Origin of the sequence: Thalassospira sp. TSL5-1 (assembly GCF_001907695.1) — a bacterium.
GTDB lineage: Bacteria > Pseudomonadota > Alphaproteobacteria > Rhodospirillales > Thalassospiraceae > Thalassospira.
Genome location: NZ_KV880642.1, coordinates 50,976 through 76,342 on the forward strand (window position 1 = coordinate 50,976; position 25,367 = coordinate 76,342).

Sequence of the window (25,367 nt, forward strand, 5' to 3'; positions counted from 1 at the left end):
GTCCCCGAATGCCTGTTTTGATAATCGGCCTCATGTCCCAAAGACCGATCAATCCGTTTCGCAGGTTTGTGAAGTCGACCGCATGGTCTTTTTCACAAACACCCCTAAAGTATAGTTTTGAGAACTATTCTTCAGGGTCTTCATTCTATACCAAGATACAGCAATTACTTTATCCAGACTGAAAACTGCGGAAATGAAGCAAATTCTTCATTATACCTTTGCAGTCAAATACCCCGTTTTTTCTGGAAGCCTGGTTATTTTCGTCTTATAAATTCTTAGAAACAATCTATGGAAAACCATAGGTGTACAATTTTACCGGAATGGCGGGGATGGCTCTTCAACTGAATAACGATCTTTTGGATCTGTTAAATGCGCTGGACAATGCGCTGAATGTTCCAGACGCATGGCAGGCAGGACTGGTCTTTTTCAGGAAATATGGGGGTAATCAAATTACCTATACCCATGAAAGGCAGGATGGCAGCATCGTCTTTCTCACCACCCTGCCGGACTGGTGGATGACCTATTATCTTGACAATGATTATGCCGACCTGGACCCGTTCATTGACGTTGGACGCACTTATTTCTCGCCAACCCGGTTTGATACCAAAGCAGTTGATCTGCCAGTTTCCCTGTCAGCATCAGCGGCCCAAATGCTTCAGGAATTTGCCGAAACCGGCTCGAGTAGCGGATTTGTCATCCCGACCATGACACCTTCGACACTGACAATCAGTGGCTTCAACATTGCGAACACAATGAACAAGCACGAATTCTCCCTATTTTATAGCGACAAGGAAAATGCCCTGGCCCTTGCGGCCCATGCCGTGCATCAACGCTGCCAGGAACTGGATCCGCAACTTTCCAAAACCGATGTTCATCTGGCACCACAAAAAAGCGGCTATTACCCGCTTCTCAGTCCGCGGGAACGCGAATGTCTGCTGTGGCTGTGCAAGGGGTTGCGCAATGATGCCATTGCAGATCGGATGGGCATTAGCCGTGTTACCGTTGAAATGCACTTGCGCAACTGTCGCCAGAAACTGAATGCCCGCACCCGGGAACAGGCCGTTGTGACCGCCATCAAACGCGGTTTCATTACGCCTTAAATACTCTTTCCCGGGGCTGTGACATAGCGGGTTTGATCAAAGAACAGGGAATACTACAGGCTTGCAACTTTGCCGGAATGACAGGGATGAGCGTGAACCCGCATAACGACCTTTTTGATCTGTTAAATGCCCTGAACAATTCGCTGAATGTTTCCGACGCATGGCAGGCAGGGCTTGTTTTTTTCCAAAAATATGGCGGCACCCAGATCAGCTATGCCCGTGGCAGACAGGATGGCAGTATCGCCTTTCTCACCACCGTTCCCGACTGGTGGATAAACCGGTATCTCGAGAATAACTATGTCAGCGTGGACCCATTCGCCGACATTAGCCGCGCTTATTTCACGCCAACCCGGTTTGACACCAGATCCGGCACTTTCCCGATTTCGCTGTCCGAACCAGCCACCCGGATGCTTCGGGAATATAGCGACACCGGGGCAAATGCCGGTTTTGTCATTCCCACAATGACACCCTCGACATTGCAGGTCAGCGGTTTCAATATTGCCAATTCAATGAACCCGCAGGAATTTTCGCAATTCTATCGCGACAGGGAAAATGTCCTTGTTCTTGCCGCCCATGCCGTGCATCAACGATGTCAGGCACTGGACCCGCAATTGTCCCAGCCAGAGATCCATCTGGCATCGCAAAAAGACATTCATTACGCTCCCCTTAGCACACGGGAACGCGAATGCCTGCTGTGGCTGTGCAAGGGATTGCGCAATGATGCCATTGCAGATCGCATGGGCATTAGCCGTGTTACCGTTGAAATGCACTTGCGCAACTGTCGTACAAAACTGAATGCCCGCACCCGGGAACAGGCGGTTGTGACGGCTATAAAACAGGGGTTCATTACCCCATGAAACCACAGGCTTTGATTTTCACCAACTGACAATGAGCAGAGATGATCTCGGACCCGAATAACGATCTCTATGATCTGTTAAACGCCCTTGAGAATGCCCATAATGTGCCTGCCGCCTGGCAGGCTGGCTTGCGGTTTTTCAGAAAGTTCGGAGCCCGTCAAGTCACCTATGGCTTTGAAAAACCGGATGGCAGCATTGTTTTTCTAACCACCCTTCCCGATTGGTGGATGCACCATTATCTGGACAACAATTATGGCAGCTGCGATCCGTTAATCGATGTTGCCCGAGCCTATATTACACCCAGAAAATTTGAGACGCCCTTCACCAATTTCCCCGTTACCCTTTCGTCCAAAGCCAGACAAATACTCAATGAATTTGGTGAAACGGAATCAACTGCCGGGCTGGTCATTCCGGGAATGCCCCCCATGCCGCAGCAATTAAGCGCCATGGTAATTTCCAATACAATGGATACGGAAGAATTTTCAAAATTCTATCGCGGCAAGGAAACCACCCTAATTCTCGCTTCCCACGCCTTACAACAGCGGTACCAGGAACTTGATCATCAATTTAACCAAACAGATGTTCACCTGGTACGAGAGAGAATCACGCATTATCCCGCACTCAGCCCACGGGAACGCGAATGCCTGCTTTGGCTGTGCAAAGGATTGCGCAATGATGCCATTGCAGACCGGATGGGCATTAGCCGTGTTACTGTTGAAATGCACTTGCGCAACTGTCGCACAAAACTGAATGCCCGGACCCGGGAACAGGCGGTTGTGACTGCCATCAAGCAGGGATTTATCACTCCCTGAAGCAGGATTATCCCTCCCCTCGCAGATAGATCAGGCTTTCATCTTGACTCTGGCCCATGCGTTATTAGATAAAAGGAACAAAATAGGAACATTTTAGCAGGCACACTTCCATGACCAGCCGATTGCAACAGGCACGCGCGGCCCTTTTGCGGGCCGAAAAACACTGGCAAGGCCATGCTGCCTGTGTCAATGGCGGGCAATCGGCGCTGATCCGGAAGGCCTTCAATGGTATTGACCTTGGCAACCATTTCGCAGCTGGCGGCCTGATGCCCACCGGCCTGCACGAAATTATGACCGAACATCGTGACAGTGGGGCATCGGCCCTAGCCTGGTATATGGCCGGTCTCACACCCCATATTCACCAGCCTGCCAAACAAAGCAAACCCGCCACCCTGTTATGGGTTCAGCACCGCAAGGCGCTGGATCAGGGCCAGGTTTACGCCCCTGCCCTGTTTGCAAAACAGCCCAATCCGCAACCCGAGCTGGTGATGATGAATATTGACCAGCAGCAAACCGCCCTTTGGACCTGCGAGGAAGCCGCCAAATCCGGGCAGATTGGCAATATCATATTAGAAACAACCGACTACGACCTGACCACTGCACGCCGCCTGCAACTGGCCTGCGAGGCAGGGTCCTGCCGCCTGATTGTGCTGCGCCATCACCGGGCCGGGCAAAAAATTGCTCCATCGCCAGCATGGTCGCGCTGGCACATCACGCCACATGGCATTTATCGCAAACTCAGCCTGATCGGGGGACGCGGGGTTCGACCGGCCAGCTGGAAAGTCTGTATCGATGAAGCAACGCTTCGTATATCTGTGGCTGCCCTACTGGAAAACCGACTGCCACCAAAACCACACGCCATCCCTGAAATCCGATACCCGGTCCACGCCTGAGGATGCGGTAAAAACCGGGGTTTCACCGGCCAAAACGCCCCCCTTTGTCGTCACCCGAAATGACCACAAGGGTGTGCTGGTGTGTGGCCTAACGGTACAGGCCCGGGCATTGGGCATATTGCCCGCCATGCGCCTGGCCGAAGCCCGCAGCATTGTGCCGGACCTTATCAATATTACCGAAGAACCAGCCCTTTATGAACACTATCAGGCCCGGATCATGCGCCACCTGGACCGTTACAGCCCCTGGATTGCGGCGGACCGGGCACTGGCACGCGAAAACCTGGCCGGGCAAAACGGTTTCTGGCTGGAAATGACGGGCGGTATTCACCTGTTTGGTGACGAGGAAACCCTGATGGCGCAAATCGAACGGGATTTACGCCATATGGACTTTGCCTGCCAAACCGGCATGGCCGATACCGCCGGGGCGGCCTGGGCCTGTGCGCAATTTCTGACCGACCAGCCCCTGCGGACCCTCTCGCTCCCGGCGGATCATGCAAAGGCCCGGCAATTGCCGGTTGCCGGGCTGCGTTTATCAACAGCCACGCTGGCGACCCTGCACCGGCTGGGTCTTCATCGCATTCACGATTTGGCCGATTTGCCCCGCGCGACCCTGACCACCCGGCTGGGGCCGGAGGTTTTACAAAGGCTGGACCAGTTTTATGGCCGCCTGCCCGAACATCTGAATTTTCATTTACCCAGCCAGCCCTGGCTTATACGCCAGCAATATGGCGAACCGCTGGGCGATGCCGCCAATCTTGAAGCCGCCATCACGCAGCTTGTGCAGTCCCTGTGCCAGGATTTGCAAGCCCATCACAAAGGATTGCGGCGGATCATTTTGCGCTGCATCCGGGTGGACGGGCACACCCATACCGTTGCCATCACCACCAGCAGCGCCTGCCAGTCCGCCCCGCATTTATTGCATCTTCTGGCCGAAAAGCTGCCCGGTGTTGATACCGGCTTTGGCATCGAGGAAGTGATTGTCTTTGCCCCGTGGGTGGAAAACATCGCCTTTCGCCAAATCAGCCTTGAGGCACAGCATCACACCACCTGCGACAATATCGCCTTAAACGAATTGTTTGACCGTATTGGTCATCACCTGGGCCCCAAAGACCATCTTTATCGCCCGGACCACCATGCCAGCCACCTGCCGGAACTGGCCGTGGGTAAAAAACCTGTTTCCGCCAAAGGAACATGCCCGCGCCTGGCAGAATCCCCCCTGCCCGCACGCCCGATACGGCTGATTGACCCGCCAGAGCCAGTTCAAGTTATTTCCCGTGCCGCCAATGGCCTACCCCTTGAAATACGCTGGCGGCGCATGGCCCTGAAGATTGAGAACCTGAAGGGACCCGAACGGATTTGCCCCGAATGGTGGCATCATTTGGATCAGGTGGGTTTCGCCCTGGCCGAGGAAACCCGCGACTATTTCCATATTCAGGATCAGACAGGCCGCCAATTGTGGCTTTGCCGCCAGCTTGTCCGGCGGGATCGGCATATTGAGGACGAAAACGCGCCGCCTCATCCTCCCTCAACACAGCCGGATTTTTCATTCTCCCGCCCTGCAACGCTTCCCCTGCCCGACCCGGATTTATGGTCGGTTCATGGCCTGTTTGCCTGAGGTTTGCATGGTTGATCATCGCCAAAACTTTCCAACCAATACCAGCACGGCAACCGCAAACAACCAGCGGGAAACGCCGCTGCCGAACCGCAACCTGACCCACACGATTTTTCAGGGGGATACATCACAATGTCCGCGATATGCCGAACTTCAGGTGAGCAGCAATTTTTCCTTTCTGCGCGGGGCCTCCCATGCCGAAGAACTGGTTTTAACGGCGGCGAGCAAGGGATTATACGGCCTGGCGATAACCGACCGGAACAGCCTGGCCGGGATTGTGCGGGGGTTTAGCGCCCATGAACCCTGGCAGGATCATTTGCACTATATTGTTGGCTGCCGGTTGGATCTGGGCGATGCCCCATCGCTTTTGTGTTATCCTACCGACCGGCAGGCCTATGCCCGGTTATGCCGCCTTCTTACCCTGGGCAAACGCCGTGCGCCCAAGGGCGAATGCGAACTTTATCTGAATGATGTGATCGAACATCGTGAAGGGTTGCTGTTCATTGCCGTGCCGCCCCAGGTGCCCGATGATGAATTTTACAGCCATCTTGAAAGTTTCAAAGCCCACTTCCCGGACTGTTTATGGCTGTCGGTGGGTCGGTTTATGGACGGATTTGATGCCCACAGGCTGGCCTTTACCGAGCATGTTGAAAAAAGCCTGAACATTCCGGTCGTTGTGACCAATGATGTGCATATGCACATCCGGTCCCGTAAACCGTTGCAGGATGTGCTTACCTGCATTCGCCATCACTGCCGGATCGAGGATGCCGGATACCGCCTGTTTCCCAATGGCGAACGCCATATCAAATCCCCCCGGGAAATGGCGGCCCTGTTCCCCGATCATCCGCACTGGCTGGAGCGCAGCGTTGAAATCGCCCAACAATGCCGCTTTCATTTGCGCGAACTGCAATATGAATATCCCGATGAAAATGATGGTTCTGGCGAAACCACCCAACAACGCCTGACCCGCCTGACCTGGGAAGGGGCGCATCAACGCTATCCCGATGGGATCCCCGCCAAGGTGGAAGGCCTGTTAAAGACGGAACTCGCCCTGATCGACGAGCTGGGTTATGCCCCCTATTTTCTTACAGTGCATGACATTGTCTCCTTTGCCCGCTCAAAGGGCATTTTATGCCAGGGTCGTGGCTCGGCGGCCAATTCATCGGTGTGTTTTTGCCTGCACATTACTTCGGTTGATCCGGCAAAGGTGGAGTTGCTATTTTCACGTTTCATCAGCAACGCCCGGCGCGAACCGCCCGATATTGATGTGGATTTTGAACATGAACGCCGCGAAGAAGTCATTCAATTCATCTATCAGCGTTACGGGCGTGACCGCGCCGGGCTGACGGCCACGGTCATTTCCTATCGGTCGCGCAGTGCCCTGCGTGATGTTGGCAAGGTTTTTGGCCTGTCCGAAGACAGCATTGTCAAACTGACCAAAACCATCTGGGGGTCTGGCAGCAAAGGCCCGCATGAGGCCATGATGCGCCAGTCCGGCATTAACCCCGATGAAGCCCGCATGCAGGCGATTTTGCGCCTGGCTGGCGAACTGACCGGTTTTCCCCGCCATTTGTCGCAACATGTGGGCGGGTTTGTTATTACGCGCGGGCCGTTATGCGAACTTTCCCCCATCGCCAATGCCGCGATGGAAGACCGCACCACCATTGAATGGGACAAGGACGATATTGACGCCCTGGGCATTCTGAAAGTCGATGTGCTGGCCCTGGGAATGCTAAGCTGTATTCGCAAGGCCTTTGACGAACTGCGCCGTCACAAGAACATCAATTACGACCTTGCCTCCCTGCCCAAGGAAGACCCGGCCGTTTACGACATGCTGTGCAAGGCAGACAGCATTGGCACCTTTCAGGTGGAATCCCGTGCGCAAATGAGCATGTTGCCGCGCCTGCAACCCAAATGTTTATATGATTTAACCATTCAAATCGCCATTGTCCGCCCCGGCCCCATTCAGGGCGGCATGGTGCATCCGTTTTTGCAGCGGCGGATGAAACGGGAAAAAGTCGATTACCCGTCTGATAAACTGGAAGCGGTTTTGAAACGTACCGAAGGCGTGCCGCTGTTTCAGGAACAGGCCATGCAGATTGCGATTGTCGGCGCGGGTTTTAGCGGCGGTGAAGCCGATAATTTGCGCCGGGCAATGGCAACCTTCAAACGCACCGGCACGATTGGCGAACATCGCGACAAATTCATCAAGGGCATGCTGCGCAATGGCTATGATCCCGATTTTGCCGAACGCTGCTTTAAACAGATTGAGGGCTTTGCCGATTATGGCTTTCCCGAAAGCCATGCTGCCAGTTTTGCCATTTTGGCTTATGCCTCGTCCTGGTTAAAACATCATCATCCCGATGTGTTTTTATGTGCCCTGCTTAATGCCCAGCCAATGGGGTTTTATGCCCCGGCACAATTGGTTAATGATGCGCGCAATCATGGGGTGCGGGTGCTGGAAGTCGATGTGAATTACAGTTTCTGGGACAATAGCCTGGAACGCGAAATGGGCCGTTCATCGGGGTATTTGTCGGTGCGCCTGGGGTTTCGGCAGGTGCGGGGCTTAACCGAACTTGAAATCACCAAACTGATTGCCAATCGCCCGATTGGCGGTTTCCAGGATATTTACCTGATGGCCCGCCAAACCGGCCTGTCCCCCGCCGCGCTGGAAAAACTGGCCGAGGCCGATGCGTTTCAATCCCTCGCCCTGCGTCGGCGCGAGGCCCTGTGGGCGGTTAAACGATTTGGCAAGGGGCGCAAGGCCCCCGCTGCCCTGCCTTTGTTTGAAGCGGCACAAAACTTTAACCACAATATGGGCGTTTCCGCCGAATTTGGGCCGGAACCGGCGGTAAACCTGCCCATCATGGGGCCGGGCGAAGAAATTATCGAAGATTATGCCAGCCTGCGCCTGTCGCTTAAGGGGCACCCGCTAACCCTGCTGCGTGATAGCTTGCAAATGGCGGGGGTTAAACGCGCGATTGACCTGAATGCCGCCCGTGATGGCGATAAAGTCACCCATGCCGGGCTTGCCATTGTCCGGCAACGGCCCGGCACATCCTCCGGCGTGGTTTTTATTACGCTGGAGGATGAAACCGGCATCGTCAATCTGGTTGTCTGGTCCAAGGTGATGGAAGAGCACCGCCGCGAGGTGATGACGGCAACACTGCTGGGCGTTTCGGGCCGGTTTCAGCGCAAGGACAATGTTACCCACATTGTCGCGGAAAAACTGGTTGATCTTTCCGGCATGTTGCAAAGCCTGAGTGACAATACCAAAATCAGCCGCCAGTCCGGCGGCCATCCGCGCAACCTGCGCTGGGCTACCGGCACCGGAGGTACGGGCGTACCCGCCCATACGGGGACATCCCCCACATCCCCCCAACCATCGGCCCCCGACACAACCCGTCAACTGGAGGATCTGGGCCAGCGTCACGAACAGGACCATGCCAAAACCAGCCGCCTGAAAATTGACAGCCATGATTTTCACTAAAGCGACCTTAATGAACTTAACGCCCGACCCAGCGCGTTAAACCTTCACCCAGCGACACCGGCTGCCAGTCCGGCAGTATTTTGCGCACCAGACCAATATCGGCACAGCTATGTTGCTGATCCCCCGGCCGGGCCGGACCATAGTCATAATCCAGGGCCTGTCCGGTGGCGTCCTGCCAGGCGTTAACCAGTTCGGTCAAGGTCGTCTTCTGTCCGGTGCCCAAATTCATTACCCGGGGCGCGGTACCGTCAAAACCGGCCAACAAGGCAATGGCCCCGGCGATATCTTCCACCGCGATATAATCCCGCGTGATCGAACCATCGCCAAAAATGGTAAATTTCTTGCCTTCATCCCGGGCTTCGAGCAGACGGGTAATTACGCCACTATAAGGGCTTTTCGGGTCCTGGCCCGCACCATACACATTGAAAAACCGAAAGGCGGTTGTTTTAAGCCCGTAACAGGTGTGGTAAATGCCAGCCTGAATTTCGTTGATAAATTTGCTTGACGCATAGGGCGATAACAGCCCCTGCCCGGTTGCCCATTCCTCGCGGAAATTGCCTTGCAGGTCATTGGCATAAACCGAGGCGGAGCTGGCATAGATCACCCGTCCGGCAAAACCGGTTTCCCGGCATACATCAAACAATTGTTCGGTTGCCGCGACATTGATGTCAAATACCTGTGCGGGCATTTCAATCGAGATCGGCACACTGACAAGGGCGGCCAAATGCACGATATGATCTGCCGACATCACGGCATCCTTCAAGGCAGCCCGGTCGCGAATATCCGCCTCGAGAATGCGCCCCAAACCTTCAAGGCCATCACGGCTGGCATTGCTGAAATTATCGTAAATTGTCACATCGTGTCCGGCAGCACCCAGTGCGCGGCATGTATAACGGCCAATAAAACCCGCGCCACCTGTCACCAAAATCTTGCTCAAAACAACCCCCTATCCCCAAAATATCAGACCAGCCAAGACTGCGTTCTTAACACAGGGGCCCGTCTCGTCACCCCTAAAATCACTAGGCTTGTCCAAGATCGCCAAAAGCAACGGCGATGACAACATGTCAAAAAAAAATCCCCCGATATTTTTGTATCGGGGGAGGATGATGTTTAACAGGCAAAAAACCGCCGTCAGTTTGCGACCTTCATCGCTGCGCGTTCGACCAGCGCATTCCAGTTGCCATTGGAAATAAAATGGCAATACACCAGATGCAACCAGCCATGCTTGCGCCACGCCAGGAAAGTTTCATCATCCAGCGCGTTGAACTTGGCCTCGTCAATCACCTTAAAACCCGACAGGCTAAGCTTGCGGCCATCGGCCAGCGTCGCATCGGCCCGGTTTTCCACCAAAAGGTCCGCTTCGCTGATTGCCTTGAGGAATTCTGCCGTCGCGGCATAATGTGCCTGGTAATCGCGGCAGAAATCCAGCGCACCCTGCGTCATTTTGGACGGCTCACTATCCACAAAGAACGGGTTTTCCGTGCCTTCAACAACGGTTTTGGCATCTTCATCCACACACAGGGTGTATTGGCTTTTGTCTTCATTTTCAAAAAAGATGAAGGGATAACGGCGGATATAGGCCGGAACATAGGTACCCGGGGACCAGTTACCCTTGTCATCGACCATCAGGTTTTCAGAGGCGCGCAAGCCCAGCAGTGCAACCATCTGGGTCTGCGCCCCGTCGGTAAACAGGATCGGATAATTCTTGCAGACCATCGGCAGTTCGGTTGCCACAACCGGCACCGAATTGGTGTTGGCGGCAAATGAAAAATCCGACGTCGGGGTCAGCGACATATTGCCATGCCGTTCCGCCAGAACCGCACGCGGCTTGCTGTAAAACAGCGGCAGACTTGCTGCCGCCTGTTTGGTCGCACCGTTATTTTTGCTTTCCTTAGCCAAGGCTATTCCTCGTTTCTTTGGTTAATCTTTGTTTCGTCCCGTCGAATTACTAGTCATTCGTCCGGATCAAATCACTATCACTCGACTGCCCACGGGCAACGCCGGGCTGATTGCCATCATTAGAACTGTTCCCGATATCAGATGAATTATCACCAGCGCCCTGTCCCTCACCTGAGGAGGCATTCGATGTATTAAGCACCCCCGGGCTTTGGCTCGCCGAAATACCAGTCGGTGCCGTTCCTACACTCAGAACATCAGGGGAGGCAAAGGCAGCCAGAACATCTGAAGTGACACCGGTCGCCGGCGCATTCAGATTAAACAAGCCATCAACCTGCGGGGTGCTTGGTGGTTTAGGCATCGGTACCGTTTTGTCTGCTGACGAAGGCAGTTCACGATAACGCCAGAAAGCATCATTGATGAAATATGGCGCAAATTTTAGCGGTCCAATCTCGAACGATGCCTCTAAACCGGAAGAACCGCCAATTTTCCCGTAAAGATTAGCCGAACCCGCCTTTGCGACATTCAGGGAGCGGACATTGATCTTCTGCTCTTCGGTTCCTTCTTTCGAGCCAATACGAATATCGCCCTTACCCGACGTCATAACCAGATCGGTAGAGGTGCCAATCAAACCGGCAATCGTGATGTCGTCACCACTGCGGATTGTCACCTTGCCCGATGGCAGAGTTGCAATCACCCCGTCAATCGATTGCGGCTTAACCGCAATTTCATCAAGCGGGTCGGTATCTTCCACCAGTTTCAGCTTGCCAAGGGTAATCGGGCCATTGGTCGAAGTGATGTTTGCCGGCAGCAGCAGTTCAATGCCACCCGTGTAAACCAACCCGTCCAGAACCGAAATGCTGGCCGCGCGGGCAAACTCGGTCACACCATTTTCACCCGCATTGATCGTCAACTTGCCAAGGGTATTGATATCGTCCCCCAGCGATTCATCAAATACAGTCTTGGCATCACCGGTATTCAGCGTCAGGTCCGCATGCTTAATACTGCTAACAGCCCCCTTAAGCAGAAGGATACCATTTCGGGTACTTATTTCGGTATCATCTGCAACATCAATGTCACCATCAACCGTGAAATCCCGCCCTGATTGATACGTACCATCAAGCGTGGTGGCACCGGTATAAGACTGGTTCTTATCCGTCGTCACATCATGCAGGGCAATTTGCGGGGCCTTAAGGGCGACAGACGCCCCGTCACCTTCATCGCGATAGGCACCCTCAAATGCGATTTTCTGACCGGCTTCAACCGTCAGCTGGGTCGCGCTGCCCGTAATCGTACTCTGGAAACGGACCTGGCCACCTTCTTTGTCATTCAGGGCCTTGATGCTGCTGGCACCGGCCTTCAGACGGGCCGCACCGCTGATATCAATATTGCCATTGGTACTTTCAATCGATGCGGGCAGGTCGATATTACGGCCACCCAGCTGTTGGAAATCACCAACCACACTGACATTGGCAACCGCTGCAAACGCAATATCGCCAGTAAGCTCAGAATCTTCTGCATCAGCAGAGGACGTCAGGGTCACAGATTGAAGCTGGTTTGTTTCCCCAAGCGCATCCTTGAAGTCCATGCGGCCAGAACCGGAATTAACCGACAGGCTGCGAGCACCTTCCCCGCTGCTGTCAATCGTCCCGTCAAAGGTCACATTGCCGTTATGGGATGTGGTGTCAACCGTCGTATTTTCCGCCAGCACGGTGGCACCCGTGACCGTGAAGTCACCACCGGCAACATAATCCCCATCAAGCGTGGTGGCACCGTTATAAGACTGGTTCTTATCCGTCGTCACATCATGCAGGGCAATGGTGTCGCCCGTAATAGTCAGGCTATTGCTGTTCGATACCGCACCCTCAATCGCAACATCGCCGCCTCCGGCCTTCATAACAACATCGCCGCGACCGCCATCCAGCGTGCCCTTCAGCGTGATGGTCCCATTTGCCGCACTTGTATCAAGTGTCGTGGTTACGGGATCAGACGACCCGCCATCCCGACCAAGAACAGTATCGCCATCCACAAGGATCGATCCTGCGGCAAGATCACCATTGAGAGTCGTGGTTCCGGTATAGCTTTGCGCCGCCTTGGTCGTAACCGCATTCACCACAATTTTGGGGGCCTTCAAGGCGACAGACGCCCCGTCACCTTCATCGCGATAGGCGCCCTCAAATGCGATTTTCCGGCCTGCATCAACCGTCAGCTGGGTGGCGCTGCCCGTAATCGTGCTCTGGAAATGGACCTGGCCCCCTTCCCCTTCATTCAGGGCCTTGATGCTGCTGGCACCGGCCTTCAGACGGGCCGCACCGCTGATGTCAATATTCCCCGTCGCACTTTCAATCGATGCGGGCAGGTCGATATTACGGCCGCCCAGCTGTTGGAAATCGCCAACCACACTGACATTGGCAACCGCTGCAAACGCAATATCGCCAGTAAGCTCAGGGTCCTCTGAATCGGCAGAGGACGTCAGGGTCACAGATTGAAGCTGGTTTGTTTCCCCAAGCGCATCCTTGAAGTCCATGCGACCAGAACCGGAATTAACCGACAGGCTGCGAGCACCTTCCCCGCTGCTGTCAATCGTCCCGTCAAAGGTCACATTGCCGTTATGGGATGTGGTGTCAACCGTCGTATTTTCCGCCAGCACGGTGGCACCCGTGACCGTGAAGTCACCACCGGCAACATAATCCCCATCAAGCGTGGTGGCACCGTTATAAGACTGGTTCTTATCCGTCGTCACATCATGCAGGGCAATGGTGTCGCCCGTAATAGTCAGGCTGTTGCTGTTCGATACNCATAACAACATCGCCGCGACCGCCATCCAGCGTGCCCTTCAGCGTGATGGTCCCATTTGCCGCACTTGTATCAAGTGTCGTGGTTACGGGATCAGACGACCCGCCATCCCGACCAAGAACAGTATCGCCATCCACAAGGATCGATCCTGCGGCAAGATCACCATTAAGAGTCGTGGTTCCGGTGTAGCTTTGCGCTGCCTTGGTCGTAACCGCATTCACCACAATTTTGGGGGCCTTCAAGGCGACAGACGCCCCGTCACCTTCATCGCGATAGGCACCCTCAAATGCGATTTTCTGACCGGCTTCAACCGTCAGCTGGGTCGCGCTGCCCGTAATCGTACTCTGGAAACGGACCTGGCCACCTTCTTTGTCATTCAGGGCCTTGATGCTGCTGGCACCGGCCTTCAGTCGGGCCGCACCGCTGATATCAATATTGCCAGTCGCACTTTCAATCGATGCGGGCAGGTCGATATTACGGCCGCCCAGCTGTTGGAAATCGCCAACCACACTGACATTGGCAACCGCTGCAAACGCAATATCGCCAGTAAGCTCAGGGTCCTCTGAATCGGCAGAGGACGTCAGGGTCACAGATTGAAGCTGGTTTGTTTCCCCAAGCGCATCCTTGAAGTCCATGCGACCAGAACCGGAATTAACCGACAGGCTGCGAGCACCTTCCCCGCTGCTGTCAATCGTCCCGTCAAAGGTCACATTGCCGTTATGGGATGTGGTGTCAACCGTCGTATTTTCCGCCAGCACGGTGGCACCCGTGACCGTGAAGTCACCACCGGCAACATAATCCCCATCAAGCGTGGTGGCACCGTTATAAGACTGGTTCTTATCCGTCGTCACATCATGCAGGGCAATGGTGTCGCCCGTAATAGTCAGGCTGTTGCTGTTCGATACTGCACCCTCAATCGCAACATCTCCGCCTCCGGCCTTCATAACAACATTGCCGCGACCGCCATCCAGCGTGCCCTTCAGCGTGATGGTCCCGTTTGCCGCACTTGTATCAAGTGTCGTGGTTACGGGATCAGACGGCCCGCCATCCCGACCAAGAACAGTATCGCCATCCACAAGGATCGATCCTGCGGCAAGATCACCATTGAGAGTCGTGGTTCCGGTGTAGCTTTGCGCTGCCTTGGTCGTAACCGCATTCACCACAATTTTGGGGGCCTTCAAGGCGACAGACGCCCCGTCACCTTCATCGCGATAGGCACCCTCAAATGCGATTTTCTGACCGGCTTCAACCGTCAGCTGGGTCGCGCTGCCCGTAATCGTACTCTGGAAACGGACCTGGCCACCTTCTTTGTCATTCAGGGCCTTGATGCTGCTGGCACCGGCCTTCAGTCGGGCCGCACCGCTGATATCAATATTGCCAGTCGCACTTTCAATCGATGCGGGCAGGTCAATATTACGGCCGCCCAGCTGTTGGAAATCGCCAACCACACTGACATTGGCAACCGCTGCAAACGCAATATCGCCACCAAGCTCAGGGTTTTCTGAATCGGCAGATGACGTCAGCGTCACAGATTGAAGCAGGTTTGTTTTCCCAAGCGCATCCTTGAAGTTCATGCTGCCAGAACCGGAATTGACCGACAGGCTGCGAGAACCGGCCTCGCTGCTGTCAATCGTCCCGTCAAAGGTCACATTGCCGTTATGGGATGTGGTGTCAACCGTCGTATTTTCCGCCAGCACGGTGGCACCCGTGACCGTGAAGTCACCACCGGCAACATAATCCCCATCAAGCGTGGTGGCACCGGTATAAAGCTGTTTTCCTGACGTTGTTGCATTGCCAAGGGAAATATTTGCGCCTGTCAGGCTCAGATCAGAAATGCTGTTTTTTACAGAACCACCGATGGAAATGTTACCTGAGCCTGCATTCATCGTCAGGTCAAAACCGGTTTCATCATTGTTACTGTCGATATCGCCGGAAATGTTAATATTCCCGCCATTTACGGTATTGTAACCCAGATCGGCACCACCAACGGTCGCATTACCCTTAATATCAATACCACCCGTAGAGAGATTGCCTGAAAGTGTTGCATCACCCTTAACAGTCAGAACCCCGGCGGTTTTGATTTCGCCAACATCAACGGAATTACCCGTCAGATCAAAGTCAACATCTTTGTTCTGATTGTCATAACTGCCCTGCGCTTTAAGCGCGTTTGAGCCAGCTGAACCAACAAATTTGTGCCCGTCAGAAAGATCGATTTTGGACAAATCGACAGACAGGTCACCAAGCCCGGAAACAAAGACATCCCCGTCACTGGCCTTCAGGATACCGGTCGTACTATCCGGGTCATAAGACATATAAATATTGCCGGTACCGGTAACAGTCGCACTCTGCGTCTGAACGCCCGCATGAAAATACCTGTCTTCCGAACCAATGTTTTTCGCACTGGTCAGTAATAATGTCTTCGCTATCAGGTCAGGCTGCTTCTCCGACAATTTAATGCTACCCAGTGTCGAAACAAGCTCGATCGTCCCTTCCGAACCGGTATCAATGTCACCAACCGTAATGTCACCGGTTTTGGCCGTAACCCGTGCCGTATGGCCCGACCCGTAAGTCCTGATCGGGCCGCCGCTGACATCGCCATCATTGTCAAGCGTTACATCATTATGGGCCGACAGGCTCATTGACGCCAGCGCACCCGTGTTATGAACAACAAGCGCCGCGCTATCGCCTGTAAGTTCCACAGTGAGTGCCGTCGTCGAGCTGTTGATTGTTATGTTTCCACCAGCCGAACCACTATGCACTTCAATACCCTTGCCAGTGGTTGCCGTAAGATTCAGGGTGCGGGGTGTATCACCAGATACAGTGACAATGTCATTCTTGCCCGCAACATAAATCTCGCCTGCCGTGACATTTTCAGCAAGTGTCAGGGTTTTATCGGAAGAAAGATGCAGACTGTCGATTGTGTCATTGTCAAAATCTCCCCAATTGATATTGCCCCTGGAACTGATGTCAATCGACACATGGCCGGTGGCGTGGATACTATCACCCAGCGTAAAATCGACATCACGCTGATTATGAACCGCTATCACGGAACCATCAATATGCGTGGTGGCATCCCAACCCGCGACATTCACCTCTAGCGGCGCATCAGTGGCACCAACATTATTTTTCCCCTCCAGCACAAGCTGGCCGGCCATTATGTTGAGATCTTTCTGAGACTCGCCATCAATGATGACTGAGCCATTGACCGCCTTCAGCGTTACTTTCGAAATGACCGGAAGATCGTTGGTGGCAAAGTCGCTGGCACCCGCAAGAAGGGAACTGACCTTGATATCGCCGGTTTGTGTGGTGACTGAAACATTGTTGCCTTCGGTCCTGGCCAGGACCTGATTGATCGTGACACCGTTTTGCGCCTCGACCGTCAGCGACCCATTGGCAAGAGACAACGCCGTCGTTTCATTTCCAAGTCCGACCGACGCATGATCATGAATAAAAACATCCCCGGAGGTTATATTTCCGACAATTTCACCAACGGAAGTTTGCAAATAATTTTCGCTGGTACCAACACCGGATGCTGATTCAAGTGTCAGGGATTTTGCTGTCAACAGCGCGTTTTGATCTGTCGAGGTAATACGACCGGAACTGGCAGCAAGATTGACCTTTCCTTCCCCGACATTAACGGTACCAACCTGGATCGCACCGGCTGATTTATAGGTAAAATCAAGGCCCGTTGTATCGGTAACAGTTTCCAGGGTTGTTACACCAGCCTGATCCGCGACAGACCAGGTCAAACCCTCGGCAATGACGGCAAGGGTTCGGTCACTGTTATCGGCATGGTCGCTGCCGTCAATCGCAAGAGATACCAAATCCTTGAGCGATTTAACATTAATATCACCAGACGAGGTTAGATCCAGTCGCGTCGTATAAGTATTGACGGTATTTTCATCACTACCAATATTTTGCGCCGTAATGGAGACAGATTTGCCCTCCAGAGTCTGAAAAACAGAAAGATCTCCGCCTGTCTTGAGCGCAAGGTCTCCATTATAAGATGTGAGATAACCAACACTTAGAGCATCTGAACCCGAATTTTGAATATTAATATTTCCATTCGCCCTTGCATATAGCAACTTAACATTCGTGACTAATGCCTGATCGGCTGAACCAATAAACGAATTTCCAACTGTTGCGTTAAGCGTCAGATAATTCGCTGCTAACTGCGAATTTTTATCGAAGGACCCTATAGCCAGACCTGTTAAGCTCACAGAGCTCAGGCTAGTATTCAAATCCCGGTTAACATTCACATTGCCAATCACAAGTCGATTTGCAGTATCGGTGAAATTAAAAACAAGTCCCGACTCATCGACAACATTTTCAAAGGTTGTCGCACCAGCCTGATCAGTGACAGACCAAGTCAAACCCTCTGCGCTGATGGCAAGGGTCCGGTCACTATCATCCGTATGCCCGCTGCCGTCGATCGTAAGCGCTCTCAAATCCCCGGTCGATTTAACATAAATATTACCGGACGAGGTCAGCCGTAGATCCTTCGCACCAGTATTGATGGCGTTGTCCGGTGCCCCAATCGCGGTGCCGGAAACCGTCAGACTGTTTGCTGAAATTAATGGCTTCTGCCCGGATGCCTTTGCACGCACCGCGCCTTCTTTGGACACCAGCGAAACATTACCCCAACCGACATTCACATCGCCGATCACCTCGATATCCTGGCTCGAGGTAATCTTCAAATCTTTATTTACGATTTGAACGGAAGATAATTTCAAAAACCCTGTGTTTTCCAAATAAATCGGGTCGTCAATAAAATGGCTCGATACTGCACTAAAAGATTTAATCTGTGTTAGAAAAGGATGATCATCTGAACCAACAGCATCAGCATCGGAAATAGTCAACTCGCTTGCCGTCAGCATTGAATTTTCATCTATCGAGGTAATACTACCGGAACCGGCAGCAAGATTGACCTTTCCTTCCCCGACATTAACGGTACCAACCTGGATCGCACCGGATGATTTATAGGTAAAATCAAGGCCCGTTGTATCGGTAACATTGTTAAAGGTTGTTACACCAGCCTGATCTGTGACAGACCAGGTCAACCCCCCGGCCCTAATGGCAAGGGTCCGGTCACTGTCATCCGTATGACCGCTGCCGTCAATCGTAAGCGATGTCAAATCCGTGTACGATGAAACCTTGATATCACCAGACGAGGTCAGATTCAGGTGCGCCGCCTGAGTCCAGATGGTATCTTTATTACTACCGATGTTTTTCGCCGCAATGGAGACAGTTTCTCCGAACAGTCTAGCGTAAGCGGAAAGATCTCCGTCTGTCTTAAGGGTAACGTCTCCATTAAAAGAGCTAAAACCACCAATATCCAGAACATCTGAACCCGAATTTTGAATATTAATATTTCCATTCGCTATTGCAGACAGAGACTCAACATTCGTGAGCAATGGCTGATCAGATGAACCAATCGAAGAACCCTCACCTCCAACATTTATACTCAAACGCCCTATCTTTAAGAGAGAATTATCATCTGCTGATAAAACGCTTCCAGAATCCGTTGAAAGAATAAGATTCCCTCCAGAAACATCGACTTTACCAATTTTAACTGTCCCAGACGTATAATATCTAAGCTGAGGGCCACCTGTGGACGTAAAATTTTCAAAATTCGTTAAATCACCATTTTCAGTTATAAAAATTTTCTGCTTGGAATCAGCAGAGTAAAAAGAAAAAGTTTTATTTGTAGGACCTCCATCCTCCCTCGAATAATCACGATAAAAATCAAGATAATTAATTGACCATTTCGATTCAACATAGACATTCTCGGAAGAGTGCAGCTCTAATACGGAAGAAGATATAGGAATAGGATTATCAGCAGATCCAATATTCTTACCATAAAGATAAAGTATGTACGCATGTATACGCTGATCTTCCATGGAACCAGATTTCTTATAAATGGATCCATTATTAGATTTTATAAAAACGTTTTGCCCTCCAGTTTCTATCTCGCCAGCCAGCTCAATGTCCTTATCTGCCTTGATTTCCACATAGCCTTTAGAAGAGTGAGTGTGAGTACTTATATTTGGAACATTTCTGATGCTTGCACCGGCTGTTTCTGCGAGCAAAAATACTTCACCACCTCCAGTAGAAATTATATTCGCTGCATCCGTAAATGTAATACCCTCCGCACCGGTCGATTCTAGCTTAAAAGAATGACCTGCTTTTGTTTTCAAATTAAGGCTGGTATCAACCGTAATCAGCCCGGTTGCTTCGAGAGTGATATCTGCATTTTCCGAAATTCCTTCCAATACACTGGCCGAAACAGTATTTTGACCATTGTTTTGATCGCCGGATCCAATATTCCCGTCACCAGCGTTACCATCCTGGCTACCACCAGATCCGGCGACAATCTTTAGGCTGTCAGGGTCCAAAAGGAAGGTTCCCGCATCGCCATTCGGTGCATTCAAATCGATCGATCCGGTCAATTTGATGTTTTTATGGCTTGAAACTTCGGCAAAGCCGCCATTGCCGCCTTCCGCCCCGCCGCGAGCGGAAATGCTGCCGCCAAAGTCGGTCAGTTTTTCGGAAAGAAGCGTTATATTGCCGCCATTGCCATGATCAATGGCATCCGCCTTCAGGCTGGCGGTTTTGGCAACATCAACTTCGTTTGACCAGGCACCGGTGCCCCGGCCCTTTTCGCCGTCGCCTTCACTGCCAATCGCAACCAGACCACCACCGGCATGGCCGGAGGCGTCAATGTCGGCATGTGCGCCAACCGCAATTTTATCACCGGTCGCAATGATGCTGCCGCCGGTTTCACCGGAATCATTCCCCGTTGCCTTAAGGCTGCCTCCAGCCACAACCGTGCCATGATCCCCCCCCGAGAGGATGATGCGCCCATTGGACGCGGATACACTATTGGCCTGGATCAGACCCTGGGTGTTGACAACATTATCAATCACATCCTTTACCGCGCGGGCGGAGATGGCAACAACGCCACCATCGGCAATGATCGAGCCACTATTGCTGACCAGGGACGCAACCTGCCCCCCCTCCTGGTCAAGCGGCGCTGTATCGACATCGGCATCGACACCAAAGCTCAGCAGGCCGTCCCCCTGAAAATCCAGGGCAAAGGTTTTTGCTCCGCCCAGGGAAACCTTGCCCAAACGGGCATTAATGACCCCGGAATTCTCGACAGTCGGCGCGACAAGTGCGGCAAGCCCGGCATCACGGATGCTGATATCGCCCGCATTGACAATCGATGCAGAGGGATTGACCGATGCCAGGTCAAAATTGTAATGACCCGCCATAAAATCGGCATCGCGGATATTAGCCGTAGTTGCGACAAGGCCGCCAACATCCACCCGCGACCCGGGGCCAAACACCACACCATTCGGGTTCACCAGCATCACATTACCATTTGCCCTGATCGTCCCGAAAATGGAGGATGGATCATTGCCGACAACACGGTTAAGGATGACACTGCTGGCATTGGGCTGCTGGAAATTGACGGTATGGCCACTGCCAACGTTAAAGCTCTGCCAGTTCACAATGGCCGAGTTCGACCCCTGCACGACATTCATCGTATCGGGCGCAGACTGGCCAATCGTGACATTACCAGCCGCAACACTACCGCCCTGCGGCAGGTTTGGCTGCGCCTGGGCCAGCGGCGCCATCGCATAAAAAAGCGATCCAAGCGCAGTCGCACCGGCCAGAAGATTAAAGGGCGTCAGATCCTTTGCCGGGCGCTTGCGGGCGGGTGCCAAATTCCCGTTTGCCTTCAGAGAGACCATAGCAGCAGATTTTGCAGCGGATTTCGAAAGACGACGTGTCCGAAGGGTGAAGCTGTTTTTGCTCATAATGCTGACCCGCACTTAAAATTTGGCTGTAAGGGTGAAGAAGGCCTGGGGCTTTGCCGAGGAATCCGACGTGGGTTTGCGGAATCCTTTTGCCACTTCAGCCGATGCAAAGAGATTATCCAGAATGTTCAGGCGAATACCGCCACCAAAGGAGGAGGCACTGGTACGCGCATGCGACACGTTATCGTCGATATTCCAGACCTGGCCGCTATCGACGAAACTGTAAAACTGGATACCGTTAGGGAACATTTCGGGCAGATCGGGCGAATAGCGGACTTCAAGGGACGTCGCCCAGCCATCATCGCCCGAAAATTCATTGGCATTAAAACCACGTCCGTAATTGGATCCGCCCAGGGCGATTTCTTCGCTGGCCAACAGAGGATCAACGGCATATTGCCCCGTCGCCGTGGCAAGCAGACTGACCGTTTGCGTTACCTGCTGAATACGGGTCAGTTCCATCGTAGCCTTGGTGAAGGAACCACTTGCATCTGCACGCGACGCCAGGGGGTTGCCCTTTTCCGTCGCATTCAAGATACCAAGACCACGATGAAGGGTCACACGGGCAGCCGTAATGCCCTGCCAGGTATCCGTCCGGTCATAACTCAGCCCTGCCCGCACGATATGCAGTCGATCCCGATTAAACGGATTATCCAGCATGTCGGTATCGATCGCACGGTATTCATATTCGCCCGATACACGTAAATTTTGCAGGCGAGAGCGAATAAGCGGATATGTGACAACGCCACGCTCGGCAATCACGACACTGTTAACATCAAGGACGTCAAGCTCTTTCCCCGGGCGGGAGCGACCATAGCTGGAATTAAAGCCGAGTGTGAGCCCGTCATCAGAAAACATGCCCTGATAATTGGCGCTGACAGACCAGGACCTCTCGATTGGCGAGGAGAGCTGGGTTTGAATAGCAACCTGATCGCCATGTGAGCCGAAAGAGTTGAACTGAACCTGTCCCAGGCCTTCCGCATTACCGGAATAGGGGGAATTACGGTTATCCAATGAAACCATGCCGGAAACAGCTTCGCGATCTGCCTCGACCAGCATTTCCGACCCGCCAGGTGCGGTTTGGGACGGTTTTAGCGTTGCGCGAACCGTCATACCCGCCAGGTCATTTGCCAAAAGCAGGCGGCGTTCCATTTCGTCAACGGTAATCGGTGTTTTACCTATGATCGGGTTTAACAACCTTTTAATAGCTGCGCTGACCGGCCCAACATCCTCCTGCACGACGATATCGGAAATAAATCCTTCCACGACGCGGATCTTGAAAACGCCGTCGGTGACTTCCTGGGGAGGGACAATCACGCGCGAAATCACATATCCCGCATTTCGATATTTAAGCTCAATATTCGCAGCAATCCTGAATGCGTCAGCCACGGTGATCGTTTTACCAAGCATATCCTGGTAAAATGATGCCAATTCGTCGGCGGGGAAAGCCGTTGCCCCTTCTATAACGAATGACGTCAAAATAAATTTGGCATTTTCTGCCCCAGGCGGGACTTCGACCGCTGCCGCGCCTGGCACGGAAATGCTACCTGCTTTACTGGACGGCATCGGAATATCTGGCTGGGAGAGATCACGACCGGCTTCGGCACCCGAAGGCAATTTCGACGGTACTGTCTGCGCCCAAGCCTGCATACCAGAGCCCAATATGAGCAACGAACAGGTGATACCCGCAACGCAATAACGTCGCATAAAGCCATTGTATTTCTTCACGCAATCCCCCAGATAAATTCCGTAGCGCAACACGAACGCCCCATACGAACGGGATGCGCTAACTAGCCGTTAGCATTGGTATAACAATACTATTTTTCCTTGCAGACTTAGCTAAAGCTCAACAAAAAATACTCTTATATAGGTTTTTATAGTCGGCTTCTTAAGTGACGTGCAATTCCGCAATTCTGACAAAATCTAACCGTCGCGAACCGTGCCTGAGAACGCGCCAACCTACTGATAAATATGAAATATTTAAGTATTTATAACTAGAGAAAGTCGAGTTTGATCAGATTCAGGTGCTCTGCGCCCTTTAAACTGGATCGTTTTTGATTGGAGTTTTCCGCGCTAGATTTCTGGTTGGAAAAAGGAGCGGAAGATATGAAAGCATCGAATTTTTCGAACGCACAGAAGGCGTTTATTTTGAAGCAGGGCGAGAGTGGAATGCCGGTTGCGGAAATATGTCGCAAGGCCGGTATCAGTCAGGCGACATATTTCAACTGGAAAAAGAAATATGCGGGTTTGTTACCCGACGAGATGCGCCGGCTGAAGGCTCTTGAAGATGAGAATAATCGGCTGAAAAAGATTGTTGCGGACCTGACACTTGATCGTGAAATGCGTCAAGATGTTATTTGCCGAAAGCTTTAAGACCTGCCTGGAAGCACAAGCTGGTCAACGGGATGTTAGTGGAATGGGGAATATCAATCAGGCGGGCCTGCAGGGTTTTGCCGTTTAACACCTCGACCTATCACTACAAATCCCGTCGGACGGATCAAGGCGATTTGGGAAGCGCGTGTTCGTTATGGCTATCGACGTGTTCACGTCCTGTTGCGCCGGGAAGGTTGGGTGATCAACATGAAAAAACGCGTCGAATTTACAAAGAGTTGGGTCTCCAACTCAGAAACAGGCATCCCAAGCGGCGGGTCAAGGCCAAGCTGCGCGAGCACCGGCAGATTGCAGTCGGACCAAACGACATCCGGGCGATGGATTTTGTGCATGATCAGCTTGCCACCGGAACGAAGTTACGCATTCTGACCATTGTCGATACCCATTCACGCTATTGTCCTGCTACTGACCCTCGGTTTACCTAGCGGGGTGAGGATGTGGTTCAGACGCTCGAAAGAGTATGCAAGCAAGCTGGTTATCCAAAAACGATCAGGGTGGATAATGGCAGCGAATTTATCTCTCGTGATCTCGATCTCTGGGCCGATGCAAATAGCGTTACACTGGACTTCTCACGTCCTGGAAAACCGACAGATAACGGCTTCATTGAAGCTTTTAACAGCAAGCTACGGATGGAATGTCTGAACACCCACTGGTTCACGAGCCTTGCAGATTCCCGTGAAAAGTTAGAGAATTGGCGTAGACACTACAACGAGGATCGTCCTCATTCGGCAATCGGGTACAAGGTCCCGATTTCACTGCATTATCCCGGCGATGTTACCAGCCTGTCACCGTGATAAAAGCCGGAGAACTCTGATCTCCGGCGGTCCAGCATTAGGTCTCAGAGCACCTGCCTTATGGCCTATCACTACCTTAATTTGCGACCTTCATCGCCGCCCGTTCGACCAGTGCATTCCAGTTGCCATTGGAAATGAAATGGCAATACACCAGATGCAACCAGCCACGCTTGCGCCACGCCAGGAAGGTTTCATCATCAAGGGCGTTGAACCTGGTCTCATCAATCACCTTGAAACCCGACAAGCTAAGCTTACTGCCATCGGCCAGCGTCGCATCGGCACGGTTTTCCACCAGCAGGTCAGCTTCGCTGATTGCCTTGAGGAACTCGGCAGTTGCAACATAATGCGCCTGATAATCGCGGCAGAAATCCAGCGCACCCTGCGTCATTTTGGACGGCTCACCATCCACAAAGAACGGGTTTTCCGTGCCTTCGACAACGGTTTTGGCATCTTCATCCACACACAGGGTGTATTGGCTTTTTTCTTCATTCTCAAAAAAGATGAAAGGATAACGGCGGATATAAGCCGGAACATAGGTACCCGGAGTCCAGTTGCCCTTGTCATCGACCATCAGATTTTCAGAGGCGCGCAAGCCCAGCAGCGCAACCATCTGGGTCTGCGCCCCGTCGGTAAACAGGATCGGATAATTCTTGCACACCATCGGCAGTTCGGTTGCCACGATCGGCACCGAATTGGTGTTGGCAGCAAATGAAAAATCCGACGTCGGGGTCAGCGACATATTGCCATGCCGTTCCGCCAGCACTGCACGCGGCTTGCTGTAAAACAGCGGCAATGCTGATGCCGCACCGCCAGCGCCTGCCGAGGCACTTGCTGCACCTTTTTTCGCTACACCGTTTGTCTTGCTTTCCTTAGCCACGAATTTTCCTCACTTCACTCATTGGTTTT

11 protein-coding genes and 2 pseudogenes are annotated in these 25,367 nt (G+C 52.7%); 7 read left to right on the forward strand and 6 right to left on the reverse strand.

Annotation, left to right across the window (positions count from 1 at the left end; translation table 11 throughout):
- Positions 1–329: 329 nt before the first annotated feature.
- The 6 genes from LF95_RS23580 (at position 330) to LF95_RS21090 (ending at position 8,764) form a co-directional block, all read left to right on the forward strand.
- Positions 330–1,100, forward strand: coding sequence for a helix-turn-helix transcriptional regulator (locus LF95_RS23580; RefSeq protein ID WP_073957183.1), 771 nt, complete (start codon positions 330–332; stop codon positions 1,098–1,100).
- A gap of 86 nt (positions 1,101–1,186) precedes the next feature.
- The gene (locus LF95_RS23585; RefSeq protein WP_073957184.1) at positions 1,187–1,957 is read left to right on the forward strand and encodes a helix-turn-helix transcriptional regulator; all 771 of its coding nucleotides are present in this window, start codon (positions 1,187–1,189) and stop codon (positions 1,955–1,957) included.
- A gap of 41 nt (positions 1,958–1,998) precedes the next feature.
- A complete protein-coding gene (locus LF95_RS23590; RefSeq protein WP_073957185.1) occupies positions 1,999–2,769 on the forward strand; it encodes a LuxR C-terminal-related transcriptional regulator in 771 nt (256 codons plus the stop codon).
- 110 nt (positions 2,770–2,879) lie between these two features.
- On the forward strand, positions 2,880–3,662 hold the full coding sequence (locus LF95_RS21080) for an ImuA family protein (RefSeq protein WP_073957186.1): 783 nt from the start codon (positions 2,880–2,882) through the stop codon (positions 3,660–3,662).
- Positions 3,562–5,277, forward strand: a complete 1,716-nt coding sequence (locus LF95_RS21085) for a Y-family DNA polymerase (RefSeq protein ID WP_073957187.1) — start codon at positions 3,562–3,564, stop codon at positions 5,275–5,277. Before LF95_RS21080 ends, LF95_RS21085 begins: the two co-directional genes overlap by 101 nt.
- Before the next feature lie 7 nt (positions 5,278–5,284).
- Entirely contained in the window at positions 5,285–8,764 is a 3,480-nt protein-coding gene (locus tag LF95_RS21090; protein ID WP_083607879.1) for an error-prone DNA polymerase, read from the forward strand.
- Between the two features lie 16 nt (positions 8,765–8,780).
- Here LF95_RS21090 and LF95_RS21095 read toward each other — a convergent pair whose 3' ends face one another.
- The 5 genes and pseudogenes from LF95_RS21095 to LF95_RS21115 all read right to left on the reverse strand — a co-directional run bounded on the left by LF95_RS21095 (position 8,781) and on the right by LF95_RS21115 (position 23,004).
- Positions 8,781–9,701 (reverse strand): NAD-dependent epimerase/dehydratase family protein, encoded by a 921-nt coding sequence (locus LF95_RS21095; RefSeq protein WP_073957188.1) that lies wholly within the window; start codon positions 9,699–9,701, stop codon positions 8,781–8,783.
- Positions 9,702–9,895: 194 nt separating this feature from the next.
- A complete protein-coding gene (locus LF95_RS21100; protein ID WP_073957189.1) occupies positions 9,896–10,663 on the reverse strand; it encodes a SapC family protein in 768 nt (255 codons plus the stop codon).
- A 49-nt stretch (positions 10,664–10,712) separates the two neighbouring features.
- Positions 10,713–13,457: beta strand repeat-containing protein (locus LF95_RS21105; RefSeq protein ID WP_371440835.1), on the reverse strand; the 2,745-nt coding region annotated here is incomplete at its 5' end.
- Between the two features lies 1 nt (position 13,458).
- Positions 13,459–21,279, reverse strand: a pseudogene (locus LF95_RS23705) (filamentous hemagglutinin N-terminal domain-containing protein); the annotation flags it as partial.
- Between the two features lie 15 nt (positions 21,280–21,294).
- A complete protein-coding gene (locus LF95_RS21115; RefSeq protein WP_252509853.1) occupies positions 21,295–23,004 on the reverse strand; it encodes a ShlB/FhaC/HecB family hemolysin secretion/activation protein in 1,710 nt (569 codons plus the stop codon).
- A gap of 378 nt (positions 23,005–23,382) precedes the next feature.
- On the opposite strand from LF95_RS21115, the pseudogene LF95_RS21125 reads away from it, so the two are divergent.
- Positions 23,383–24,461 (forward strand): annotated as a pseudogene (locus LF95_RS21125) (IS3 family transposase).
- 76 nt (positions 24,462–24,537) lie between these two features.
- On the opposite strand, the gene LF95_RS21130 reads toward LF95_RS21125, so the two are convergent.
- On the reverse strand, positions 24,538–25,338 hold the full coding sequence (locus LF95_RS21130; RefSeq protein WP_252509854.1) for a SapC family protein: 801 nt from the start codon (positions 25,336–25,338) through the stop codon (positions 24,538–24,540).
- Positions 25,339–25,367: the final 29 nt, after the last annotated feature.

Bases quoted from the DNA above. Each gene is read 5' to 3' on its own strand.
- LF95_RS23580 (WP_073957183.1), top strand. From the start codon at position 330: ATGGCTCTTCAACTGAATAACGATCTTTTGGATCTGTTAAATGCGCTG.
- LF95_RS23585 (WP_073957184.1), top strand. From the start codon at position 1,187: ATGAGCGTGAACCCGCATAACGACCTTTTTGATCTGTTAAATGCCCTG.
- LF95_RS23590 (WP_073957185.1), top strand. From the start codon at position 1,999: ATGATCTCGGACCCGAATAACGATCTCTATGATCTGTTAAACGCCCTT.
- LF95_RS21080 (WP_073957186.1), top strand. From the start codon at position 2,880: ATGACCAGCCGATTGCAACAGGCACGCGCGGCCCTTTTGCGGGCCGAA.
- LF95_RS21085 (WP_073957187.1), top strand. From the start codon at position 3,562: ATGAAGCAACGCTTCGTATATCTGTGGCTGCCCTACTGGAAAACCGAC.
- LF95_RS21090 (WP_083607879.1), top strand. From the start codon at position 5,285: ATGGTTGATCATCGCCAAAACTTTCCAACCAATACCAGCACGGCAACC.